The 12,384-nt window shown below is 34.9% G+C and carries 9 protein-coding genes; 6 read left to right on the top strand and 3 right to left on the bottom strand.

Annotation, left to right across the window (positions count from 1 at the left end):
• Positions 1-6: 6 nt before the first annotated feature.
• Complete coding sequence (locus tag NW213_RS05780) at positions 7-1,860, bottom strand: glycoside hydrolase family 13 protein (RefSeq protein ID WP_258322135.1); 1,854 nt, start codon at positions 1,858-1,860, stop codon at positions 7-9.
• A gap of 248 nt (positions 1,861-2,108) precedes the next feature.
• Here NW213_RS05780 and NW213_RS05785 point away from each other — a divergent pair, with 248 nt between their 5' ends.
• Both NW213_RS05785 and NW213_RS05790 read left to right on the top strand, forming a co-directional pair.
• The gene (locus NW213_RS05785; RefSeq protein WP_258322136.1) at positions 2,109-3,701 is read left to right on the top strand and encodes a DUF6377 domain-containing protein; all 1,593 of its coding nucleotides are present in this window, start codon (positions 2,109-2,111) and stop codon (positions 3,699-3,701) included.
• Between the two features lie 58 nt (positions 3,702-3,759).
• On the top strand, positions 3,760-5,118 hold the full coding sequence (locus NW213_RS05790; RefSeq protein WP_258322137.1) for an MFS transporter: 1,359 nt from the start codon (positions 3,760-3,762) through the stop codon (positions 5,116-5,118).
• A gap of 54 nt (positions 5,119-5,172) precedes the next feature.
• Here NW213_RS05790 and NW213_RS05795 read toward each other — a convergent pair whose 3' ends face one another.
• On the bottom strand, positions 5,173-6,297 hold the full coding sequence (locus NW213_RS05795; protein WP_204394612.1) for an AI-2E family transporter: 1,125 nt from the start codon (positions 6,295-6,297) through the stop codon (positions 5,173-5,175).
• Between the two features lie 194 nt (positions 6,298-6,491).
• Here NW213_RS05795 and rsmI point away from each other — a divergent pair, with 194 nt between their 5' ends.
• The 4 genes from rsmI (at position 6,492) to NW213_RS05815 (ending at position 9,789) form a co-directional block, all read left to right on the top strand.
• Entirely contained in the window at positions 6,492-7,187 is a 696-nt protein-coding gene (rsmI, locus tag NW213_RS05800) for a 16S rRNA (cytidine(1402)-2'-O)-methyltransferase (RefSeq protein ID WP_154043831.1), read from the top strand.
• A 5-nt stretch (positions 7,188-7,192) separates the two neighbouring features.
• A complete protein-coding gene (locus NW213_RS05805; RefSeq protein WP_154043830.1) occupies positions 7,193-8,047 on the top strand; it encodes a hypothetical protein in 855 nt (284 codons plus the stop codon).
• Positions 8,048-8,578: 531 nt separating this feature from the next.
• Positions 8,579-8,746 (top strand): hypothetical protein, encoded by a 168-nt coding sequence (locus tag NW213_RS05810; RefSeq protein WP_258322138.1) that lies wholly within the window; start codon positions 8,579-8,581, stop codon positions 8,744-8,746.
• Positions 8,747-8,847: 101 nt separating this feature from the next.
• A complete protein-coding gene (locus NW213_RS05815; RefSeq protein WP_258322139.1) occupies positions 8,848-9,789 on the top strand; it encodes a hypothetical protein in 942 nt (313 codons plus the stop codon).
• A gap of 298 nt (positions 9,790-10,087) precedes the next feature.
• Here NW213_RS05815 and NW213_RS05820 read toward each other — a convergent pair whose 3' ends face one another.
• Entirely contained in the window at positions 10,088-12,364 is a 2,277-nt protein-coding gene (locus tag NW213_RS05820) for a WG repeat-containing protein (RefSeq protein WP_258322140.1), read from the bottom strand.
• Positions 12,365-12,384 lie beyond the last annotated feature (20 nt).

Genomic DNA, 12,384 nt, shown 5'->3' on the forward strand with positions numbered 1-12,384 from the left:
TGATTTTTAGAAGGTTAAAAGTAGTATTCCACGTTTTTCAAGAAGTAATTCATCATTTAAAGCCACTTTTTTTCCTGTAATAAAGTCAGTAGCCTCAGATTTCGGAAGTACTTCCTTATATGGTGCCAGATTCAAAGTCTGATTTTCGTCTGTTCCATTCATAACAACTACTACAGAGCTGTCGTTATACTTTCTTTCATATACATAAATTCCATTACGTATAGCGAAATGTTTCATCGTACCTTTACATATAGCATCGTTACCTTTTCTGAAATTCAAAAGCTTACGAGTATAATCGAATGCTTCGTTCTGAAGTTCTGTTCTACCCTCACGTGTAAAACAATTTACTTTATCTCCTTCCCATCCACCAGGAAAATCACGACGCAGATATCCGTCTCCTTCACTCTTATCGGCTGCCATAAGGATTTCTGTTCCGTAATATATTTGAGGAATTCCTCTTGTTGTTAGCAAATATGTTATTGCCTGTTTATAACGTGTGATGTTTTTTGAATCTTCTTCATTCTTACAGAAACGAGATGTATCATGATTATCAAGGAATGTCAAAAGGCTCATAGGATTGGCATATACGAAATCCTGAGTATGATAATCATATAATCTGTAAAGACCGCCTGACCATTCGGTAGTTTCCTCATCAAAAGCTTTTGTCATAAGATCTGTAAGAGGAAAATCCATTACTGTAGGAAGATTAGAGTTCTTTGGAGCGGCAAGCTTGCTATCTTTCTGCCAATAAGAAACTAGAACATTGCTGTTTAGCCATGTTTCGCCTACGATATTGAAATGAGGATATTCTTCAAGAACCTCCTTGCACCATGTTGACATAAAATCATAATCAGCATATGGATGAGTGTCCTGACGTATTCCGTTTATTCCTGCATATTCTATCCACCATATACTGCTCTGGATAAGATAACGGGCAACGTGACGGTTTCTTTGATTCAAATCAGGCATAACCTGAGTAAACCATCCGTCTGTAGCTATGGCCTTTTCATAATCAGAGGCATGAATATCCATTACGCTTGCTGTCTTAAACGATGTCTGTACATAATTGGAACGGAAATTAAACCAATCATCCTGAGGTCTGTCCTTGAACAGATAGTTCTCACTTCCGCAATGATTGAAAATCATATCCATAACAACTTTCAATCCTTTACCGTGGGCCTCGTTTACCAATTGAAGGAATTCTTCGTTACTACCAAAACGTCTGTCTATCTGATAGTAATCAGTTATGGCATATCCATGATATGATCCATCTTTCATGTCGTTTTCCTGTGTAGGATTAAGCCAGACAGCTGTCACACCAAGATCTGATATATAGTCCAAATGTTCTGATATACCTTTAAAATCTCCACCATGACGGGCATACTGTTCATTACGGTCAACTTTATTTTCCAACATTCCAGGCACTACATCGTTTTCAGGATTTCCGTTGGCAAATCTGTCCGGCATTATCAAATAAAGCACATCGCTTGCTGTAAATCCTTCAATATCGGAACCTTTACGTATACGTTCCTTAAGTTCATATGGTACCTTAGTAATCTTACGACCTTTCTTGAGTATTATATCAAAATTCTGTGCCTTCGCTTCATTCAGGTCAAGATAAATGATAAGATAATTGGAATTGGACTGTCTGACTATTTCCTTCAGATAAATATCTTTACTGGAAATAGAGACTTCGGAGGAAGATATGTCATCGCCGTAAAGTAAAACTTGTAATTCCGGATTTTTCATTCCGGCCCACCAGAATGTAGGTGCAACCTTCTTAATTACTGCATACGATTTTGAAGAAAAAGGAAATAATAATGACAATACAGCCATAACGGTTAACAGTGTTTGTTTCATGATATTGATTTTTACATTTAAATATTGTTATATTGCAAAATTAAGATTATTGTGGACATTTTATCACCGACACAATAAAAATATAAATATGTAAAATAGCTATATCATTATTAATAAGCATATTAGGCAGATTATGTTATTCAAAAAATATAAATAAAAACGTATTCAAACATCAGTAAAATAATAGTCATGTTTTTGTACTTATTGATAAAAAAACATATTTTTGTATCAGCTCTAAATTTAATGTCATGAAAAACATATTTATAATACTTATTTATATTCTTATCATACCTACTGTATTAAAAGCCAATCCGGAGAATGAAAAGTTGTTGAAAGAACTCGATAAAGTCATTTCAAACAAAAAATATTATCATAATCTGAGAGAAGAGAAGTTGTCCCAATTAAAGGACAGTCTCAAGCGTTCTAATGATATAACTGAAAAATATAACATTAGTGGTGCTCTTTTCTATGAATACTTGCATTATCAGGCAGATTCATCATTATATTATATTAATATGAAGCACAAATACTTTCCGTTACTTAACAATCCGGAACTTGAAGACGAGATACTAATAAACAGAGCTGAAGTATTCGGAGTTATGGGAATGTATAATGAGGCTAAAAATGAACTTGACAAAGTTAATAAAGCCAATATAACCAATAAAGGACTTTTAGGATATTACTATAGAACTCGAAGAGCATACTACGGATGGCTTGCCGATTATACTGCTGACGACAATGCCAGCAAATGTTATTACTTAAAAACTGAAATCTACAGAGATTCCATTTCACAACTGGGAATAACAGACATTAACTTCAAAATAAATCAAGCCGAAAGAATGATTCATGACGGCGACTATAGGAATGCTATAAAAGCTTTGTTACCGCTGTTGTCTGATTCAATAAACTTAAAACGAAAAGTATATGTGAACTATACTTTATCAGATGCTTATGAGGCTATAGGAGATACATCAAGCCAAATAAAGTATCTTGCAAGTACAGCTATAATGGATATAAAAATGGCTGAACGTGAATATGCTTCGCTACAGAAACTGGCATTACTTATGTACCATCAAGGAAATCTGGACAGAGCTTACAATTATTTGTCATGTTCTATGGAAGATGCGGTAGCTGCCAATGCAAGGCTACGATTTCTTGAAGTAACACAGATATACCCTATTATAGATAATGCATACCAGAAAAAAGAAGCCGAAAAACGAGATGCGACAAGACGACTGCTAATTGGCATAAGCGTATTGGCATTTCTTCTTATCATAGCTACTTTCTACCTTTATTATTGGATGAAAAAACTATCTGTTATGAGAAGAAATCTGTACAAGGCCAACAAGAAACTTGTTGAAGCTAACAGAAATCTTGCTCAAACAGGTAAAATAAAGGAAGTTTATATAGCTAAATATCTGGACCGATGCGTTGTATATCTGGAAAAGCTGGAACAATACAGACGTTCGCTTGAAAAGCTTGCAATGGCATCAAAAATAGACCAACTGTTCAAAACCATAAGATCGGAAGAATTCATACGAGACGAAAGAAAACTGTTCTACGATGAATTTGACCGTTCATTTTTGGATCTTTTCCCAAATTTCGTAGAAGACTTTAACAATCTGCTTACAGATGACAGTAAAATATATCCAAAAAAGGATGAACATCTGAATACAGAACTAAGAATCTTCGCCTTGATAAGACTGGGAGTTACAGATGCAAACCGCATAGCACATTTCCTTGGATACTCACTGGCTACGGTATATAATTACAGAAGCAAAATCAGGAATAAAGCCAAAGGAGACAAAGACAGATTTGAACAGGATGTCATGAACTTATAACCAATAGATATTTCATTAACCTACAGACCAACAAAACAATAAAAAACATAACCATATCATGAAAAAAATACCTGATTTGAGTTTCTGGAAGCTATGGAACATAAGCTTCGGATTTTTTGGCGTACAAATAGCATACGCTTTGCAAAGTGCCAATATCAGTAGAATATTCTCTACCTTGGGAGCAGACCCGCACAGTCTGAGCTATTTTTGGATATTGCCACCTCTTACAGGAATTATCGTACAGCCTATCATTGGTGCTTTAAGCGACAAGACATGGTGCCGTTTCGGCCGAAGAATACCATATCTGTTTGTAGGTGCACTTATAGCAGTTCTTGTAATGTGTCTGTTGCCTAATGCCGGAAGTTTCGGTATGTCCGTCTCGGCTGCAATGATTTTTGGGTTATTCTCATTAATGTTCCTTGACACATCAATAAACATCGCAATGCAACCATTCAAAATGATGGTTGGCGACATGGTAAACGAAAAGCAGAAAGGACTGGCTTATTCTATACAAAGCTTCCTTTGCAATGCCGGTAGTTTGGCAGGATACTTGTTCCCTTTCATTTTTGCAGCAATAGGTATAAGTAATGTTGCCCCTAAAGGTGTAATTCCTGATTCAGTGATTTATTCGTTCTATATAGGAGCTGCAATACTTATTTTATGCGTGATTTATACTACTATAAAAGTAAAAGAGTATCCTCCACAGTTATATGCTGAATATCATGGAATCAGCAACGATCCCAAAGAAGAGAAATCAAATATTTTCATTCTATTGGCCAAAGCGCCCAAAGCTTTCTGGACTGTCGGACTCGTACAGTTTTTCTGTTGGGCTGCATTCATGTTTATGTGGACATATACAAATGGAACTGTTGCAGCCGGAGTTTTCGATACGCCTTCGATAGAAATAATAAAAGACGGTACAAAACATCTTGTTCTTGACACACAGTCAATTCAATACCAGAATGCAGGCGACTGGGTGGGAATCTTGTTTGCCGTACAGGCAATAGGTTCTGTTATATGGGCAACAATATTACCTCTGATAAAGAGCCGCAAACTGGCATATTCATTGAGTCTGGTTCTTGGAGGTATAGGATTTATATCAACCATGTTCATAACTAACCAATATGGTCTTTTCGTCTCATTCCTGTTGATAGGTTGTGCATGGGCGGCTATGCTGGCTCTTCCTTTTACAATCCTCACCAACTCACTGACAGGAGGACATATGGGAACATATTTGGGATTGTTCAATTGTACAATATGCATCCCTCAAATAGTAGCAGCAGTAGCCGGAGGTTGGATTCTCCGGATGTTCACTACTCCAGGAAGCGTTCCTCCTGAAGTAAACATGCTGGTATTGGCTGGAGTACTTCTTATCTTTGGAGCTTTATTCGTAGGAATAATCAAAGAGAAAGAATAGAAAAATAATTAAAGGCATAAATGAATATCCACTTTCATTTATGCCTTTAATGTATCATTCCTTATTATTATCCGGAGATTCATCCTTCTGTTGCATATAAAGCATATCCCTGCCCTTTATAAACCGTTGATAGTATGAAAGCAACAATGTGGTGCACGGCAATGCAATAATCATTCCCAACATACCCATCAATGCCCCCCATACAGAAAGAGACAATAATATTATGGCCGGATTCAATCCTGTTATCTTACCCATTATCTTAGGAACCAGATACATATCCTGAATAGCCTGGACAACACAAAATACAACTAACGCCAATCCTAATATTACCCAGAAACTTTCACCGGTATCTGCCGCCTTAAGCAAAGCCAATATGATAGTAGGAACAAAGCCTATGATTTGCAAATACGGCACCATATTCAAAAGCCCAATGAAGAGGCCAAGACCTATCGCCAAAGGAAAATCTATTATCAAAAAACCGATACTGAACAATATCCCGACACAGAACGCCACCAAAGCCTGACCACGGAAATACTTGTTCATACTGTCCTTTATATCATTTATTATTCCAAGTACCATATTTCTATATTTTGCCGGTAACAGAGTCACCCATCCATCGGCGATCTCCTCGTAATCCAGCAATATAAAGAATAGATATAGGACAATAATAAATAAGGTAAATATGGTCAGCACTATATTATATGAAGTTGATAATAATGACCACATTTTAGGCAATACGCTTTTTACCGCTCCGATGATATTCTCCGAATTAAGATTTTCTTTCATCCATGCCCAATCGACATTATTATGCAAGAAATCAGTTATATCTTTTGGAATGGAGGTAAACTTACCACCTTCTGAGAAATATACCTCTATCAATGATTTCAGTTTAACACACTCATCAATCATCGGAGGTACAATAAGGAATATTGCACCAGTGACCAAAACAATCAGACTCACCATGACAGCAAAAATAGCCAACGCCCTGTTTCTTATCTTTAGTCTGTTCTGATAAAATTTCACCATAGGATACATAAGATAGGCTATAATCCAAGCTATGAAAAAAGGAAGCAAAACACCGCTGAGCCTATTCAGCATATAAAGGACTGCAATAAAAATAGCCACGCCTATAACTCCGCGTATAAAACTATCGAATGTAATTTTCTTCTGCTCGTTCATGATAAATATTTTTGTTTTCTATAATTGCAAAAATACAATTCTTGTTTGTAAAATCTAAAATTAAGTACATAAAATTAGAAATACGTACAATAATATACTTTTTAAAATAAAACATCTGTTAAATATTAACATGAAAATAACGACAAGACCAAAAACTTTCTACCTTTGCTATATTCGATGTCAAAAAAGATAATATGGGTAAACTATATGTAGTTCCTACTCCGGTAGGAAATTTGGAAGATATGACTTTACGAGCCATTCGAGTTCTGAAGGAAGCGGATCTGATTCTTGCCGAAGACACTCGCACATCCGGAATTCTTTTAAAACATTTTGAAATAAAGAATTCCATGCAGTCTCATCACAAATTCAATGAACATCAAACTGTAGAAAATATTGTATCACGCATCAAAGCAGGCGAAACCATTGCCCTTATTTCTGATGCTGGAACACCGGGGATTTCCGATCCCGGTTTCTTGGTTGTGAGAGAATGTGTACGCAACGGAATAGAAGTACAATGTCTTCCAGGTGCAACAGCATTTGTCCCGGCAATTGTTTCGTCAGGATTACCAAATGAACGTTTCTGTTTTGAGGGTTTCCTGCCTCAAAAGAAAGGCAGAATGACCAGACTGAATTCTTTGGTGGACGAAAGCCGTACAATGATTTTCTATGAATCACCATACCGGTTGGTGAAAACATTAATGCAATTTGCTGAAATCTTCGGACCAGAGCGTCCCGTATCAGTATGTCGCGAAATATCCAAAATTCACGAAGAAAGCGTACGCGGAACATTGGAAGAAGTGATTAAGCATTTTACAGAAACAGAGCCTCGAGGTGAAATAGTAATAGTGCTGGGAGGAAAAGAAGAACAGAAAAATAACTCTAAAAAATAACTATCATGAAAAAGATTGTATTATTTTCAATGTGCTTTGCCGCATTATTGACATCATGTAACAATTTTGGTCAAAAAAAGGATGCGCTTCAAGCGCAAAACGATTCATTAATGTCCGAGCTGTCTAACCGCAACAATGAGTTGGACGAAATCATGGGAGCATTCAATGAAATACAAGAAGGATTTCGTGAAATAAATGAAGCTGAAAACAGAGTTGACCTAAACGGTAGTGTTATTGAAAACCAGTCAGCTGCCGACAGGATAAAAGATGATATCAAGTTCATCAGCCAAAAACTAAAGGACAATCGTGAAAGAATAGCTGAATTGGAAAAACAGCTGAAAAACAGTAACTATAAAAGTACTCAGCTAAAACGCGCTCTTGAAAACCTGACAGCAGAACTTGCAGCCAAACAGCAACAGATAGAAACATTACAGACAGAACTTGCTTCAAAAAATATCAGAATAGCAGAACTTGACGAAGCTGTTACAGATCTGACTAAAAATGTAGATCAGCTTTCTGCTGAAAACGAAGAAAAGAGCAAAACCGTTGCAGCTCAAGACAAAGCCCTGAACACTGCATGGTACGTATTCGGTACAAAAAGCGAACTTAAAGACCAAAAGATCTTAAAAGGTGGCGACGTACTAAAGAACAACGATTTCAACAAAGAGTATTTCACTGAAATAGACATTCGTAAAGACAAGGTTATCAAGTTATACTCTAAGCGTGCAGAACTGCTTACAAATCATCCTGAAGGCTCATATAAGCTGGAAAAAGATGATAAAGGACAGTACGTACTGGAAATTACAAAACCAAACGATTTCTGGAGTGTTTCAAGATATCTGGTTATTCAGGTAAGATAAATAATCAAATAAGTTTAAATATTCAGGTGTATCTTTTATCGGGTACACCTTTTTTTGTACACATAACAGGATTTTGTTATCAAAACCGCATAAAAGTAAGGGATTCACGCCAAAAACCGACAAAAGAAAAACGCTAACTACTCATTTTCAAGCAATTAGCGTTATTTCTCGTACCCTTAAAGGATGAAATATTGAACCTTTGGAATGATTTTAGATGCATAGTAGAATATCTACAATGCGTAGAAGGAGTAATCAAACTCATTAACTCTATCTGATACTTATCCCATGAATCTAATTTTACTTTAAGTAGCGTATTAAGTCATTGTATAAGGCGTATATTCCTGAAAATGTACGCCTTAACCTATGTATCTTGGCTCTTATTAGACTTTCAAGAGATAAGTACAGTAGGACATGAACGGTTTGCCGTATCTCTCAAAAAAAATTTTTTCAGAAAATTTTTTGTATTAAACTTATTAGTCTTGCAGAACTTTCTATTCTAACCTAATATTTATTATATATAAACCTTAAAAAATGAATACAAACAAAAGACAGTACAGGGAATTAAACCCCGAAACAAAAGAAAAAATCAGTCAATCTATGAGAGGTAGAGGCAAAAGCATTTCTCACAAAGAAGCCATTTCAAACGGTTTAAAATCATATTGGAAAAATATACCACATAAACCAATAGAAAAGGATTAGGTGGAGAGACTTTAGTTCTCTTCTTTTTTAACTTCACTAATTGTCAAGGAGACAAAACTTGTCAAATGACAAGCTAAATAAATTCATATTCTAAATTAAAAATGATTCGTTTTGACAAACTCAAGATTATTACAAACATAAAATATATTTCTAACATAAATGACAAAGCATTCGCAACGCAAACTATAAATGGCAATCTTCAATATTATAAATATAGCATAAAGAAGCCTTATTGTTTATGTATCATAGCCAACTATCAACTTCACGAACTTTCTATTGAATTTACAGGAAAAATCCTCAAAGATGAATATGTCAACCTTATTAATCAAACGAACATTAGAAAATGTTTTGAAGAAATCAATAAATTAGGAATCTGCACCTTATCAATAAATGATATTCTACAAGACTCTGAAGTAAGTAAATGTGATATAACGAAAGATGTAGATTATGATGACCTAAATAATATCACTGATTACATTAAGCAACATCTTGTCAATTATAGAAAATGGATTATAAAAGAAAAACACAATGGAATAGTATTAGAAAATTCTGCCGATACGCCACGTCATCGGAAGCGGCTCACTATTTATAATAAAGAACAGGAGCTTAAACTTGTTGGGAACAAAGATTTTCTTAATCTATTATCCAATCAAAACGCATTACTAAATTACTTCAAAAGCAAAATACGTTTTGAATTTAATATTAATACAAAAACACAAATTAGAACCTTCCTCAAAATCTCAACCAATTCATTAAATGAAGTATTGACTTCAACTACCAATCCATTAGCTACAATAATCAATGAAGCTATAAAGGAAACGGAAACAACACCATACATAAAAAATGTTCAGAACTATCTACGATATTTACTTTTGAAAGAATGTAGTTTTAATTTGGCAGAGGTTGAGGCTAAGATTAGAGCTTTGTCATCAACGAACACCGTTATTAGTAGAAGAATACGACCATATAAGCAACTTCTAAATAATTTGAGCGACCCTACATTTTCCTTATCCAAACTGCAAAAGTTGGTAAGTTTAGTATGACTGCGGAAATGCGGAGATGCGGAGTTAAAAGTATCAATTTCTGAAAATAAGAAAAACGCTCCGCACTCCGCATTCCGCACTTAATTATATTCAAAAACAGTCATATTCAATTATTAATGAATATATGTAATGTATGTATTCAGACAAAACCGACATATAATTCAGTATATCAATTAGTTACGATAAAATTAAATATTCACTTCTGCATATTTTTGAATATTTGGGAGCAAAAAAAGGAAAGGTTGGCCGTTGCTGTGACCAACCTCAATTATAATCAATCATCGATGAGACTCATTAATCATATACCCATCTGTTTAAAAGCCAATAACAATTTTCTTTTTTGTTCCATATACTCTCTTGCCAATTGGCTATCATGCAATTTATTTGCCGCTATATCAATCTGCTCATCCTTGTATCTAATTAAGTTTTGTTTTATGTACATTACTCTAAATGGGTCAATATTCCCATTAGCACGCATTGAAGACAATTCATTTACAAGTTCTCTACCTTTATCACTAAGTTTGGATAATTTAAGCATATATTCCCTCTCTTGACGATTGTTTGAGTTGCCGTTGTCTGAATAAGAACGACTTGAAGAATATGATGTTGGTGAATAAGATGTGTCATTTGATACCTTTTGCATTTTCAGCCCATCAGCACTAATAACTATTTGCCTGTCATTATCTAACTGATAGTAACCATTATTGTCATATATTACCATATCATCAGAAACTGTATAATTACGTTCAGAAATAAGGCTACCATTAGCATAAGTTTTAGAAGTTCCATGATTAAACACTTCATACATATATCCCAAATGTCTTCCGTAATCATCAGTCAGTTGCATTCTCCATGCTCCTTGCAACCAATCAGGTCCTTCCGCTCTTAAACGTTGCTTTTCTTCAAGGTCTTTTTGATAGAATTCGTTAACCCTCTGTTCATACGATTCCTTACATTTCTTTTTTAATTCTTCTGAAAAAGTATCATTCCCATTGAGGTCTGCATAGCCATAATATAACTTACCTTCAATAGGGGTAAAATGTGTTTCATTTGCATTCCACTCAACGTCCTCGCCCACTTCACATAAAGTTACCAACACAACTCCGTTGGAAACTTTAATATTATGACCTGCATTATAACCATTAATATAAGCATAAATAGCAGGAGTCAGTTCTTTGCCATCTTTATTCTTCAATCCAACAGTTAAGTACTTATAGTTTTCATTGTCACCGTTTCCTTTCTGAAAAATAAAATATTCTTTATCACTATTTTTATCTGTAAAGTATTTATTATCACATGCGTAGTCATAAGTTTCTTTTATCTTATTACCTTGTTTGTCATAAACAATTGATTTGAACTCTCCCATTGGGACGTACAGTTTCCCTCTAAAATATCGTGGCATTTCACTTTTATCAACCTCTTCAAAAGTCCATGAAAAATCTACATAACCACTGAAAACAGTATTTCCTATAGTATCTATAACAGAAAAGCTGTTTCCATCTTCTTTATAGACAAACGCTAACCCCTCTGAAAAATTACCCACAAATTTTGCTTCAATATTGATTGGAATAGCCTCTTTTCCATTCGTGTCAACATATCCCCATTTTTTGTCCTTACACACAGCTGCAAATCCTTCACTAAAGGGAGATACATCTGAATATTGGCATGGGACTATCTCTTCTCCTTTGGTATTAACAAACCCCCATTTTTCAACAAATCCCCATTCATCTTTATCATCCTTACAAACTGCTGCATATCCTTCATTAAAGGAAGAAGCATGAGAATATTGACATGGGACTATTTCTTCGCCTTTTGTGTTTATATACCCCCATTCAAAGTCTTTACGAACTGCTGCATATCCCTCGCTAAAGGAAGACACCTCTGAATATTGGCATGGGACTATCTCATTGCCTTCAGCATTAACGAACCCTGATTTATCGTCTTTTCGAGCTTCTGCATATCCATTAATATAAGGCAATATCTGTGAATATTGGCATTGAACTATCTCTTCACCATCTTTGTTAATAAATCCCCATTTACCATCTTTTCGAACCATGGCACATTTCTCACCAAAATAAGATGCACCTGAATATTGGAATTGGGTTATCTCTTCTCCCTTTGTGTTTACGAATCCACATTTATCATCTTTAACAACGACTGCATATCCCTCACTGAAGGGAGATGCTTCTGAATATATACATTGAACTATTTCTTTCCCATCAGTATTAACATATCCCCATTTTTCATCATTGCAAACTGCCGCATATCCCTCATGGAACGGATTTACTTTAGAATATATGCATTGAATTATTTCTTCCCCTTTTATATTAATAAATCCCCATTTACCATCTTTGCAAACTGCCGCATATCCCTCATTAAACACATCTAATTCATCATACTTTTGTATTGCCTTTATAAAATCGGGTGTTAATTCAACAATGGTATCTTTATTATTGGTTACATTGGATTGTTTTAATATATAAAGACAACCTCCAAAAATAAAGCATAATGCAATTATAATTGTCAACAATAATTTAGTTTTATATTTTGTATGAGTATTATTAAGAGTCGTCATAATTCTAACACTTTAAATGA

Source organism: Bacteroides sp. ET336 (assembly GCF_024733815.1).
Lineage (GTDB): Bacteria > Bacteroidota > Bacteroidia > Bacteroidales > Bacteroidaceae > Phocaeicola > Phocaeicola cellulolyticus.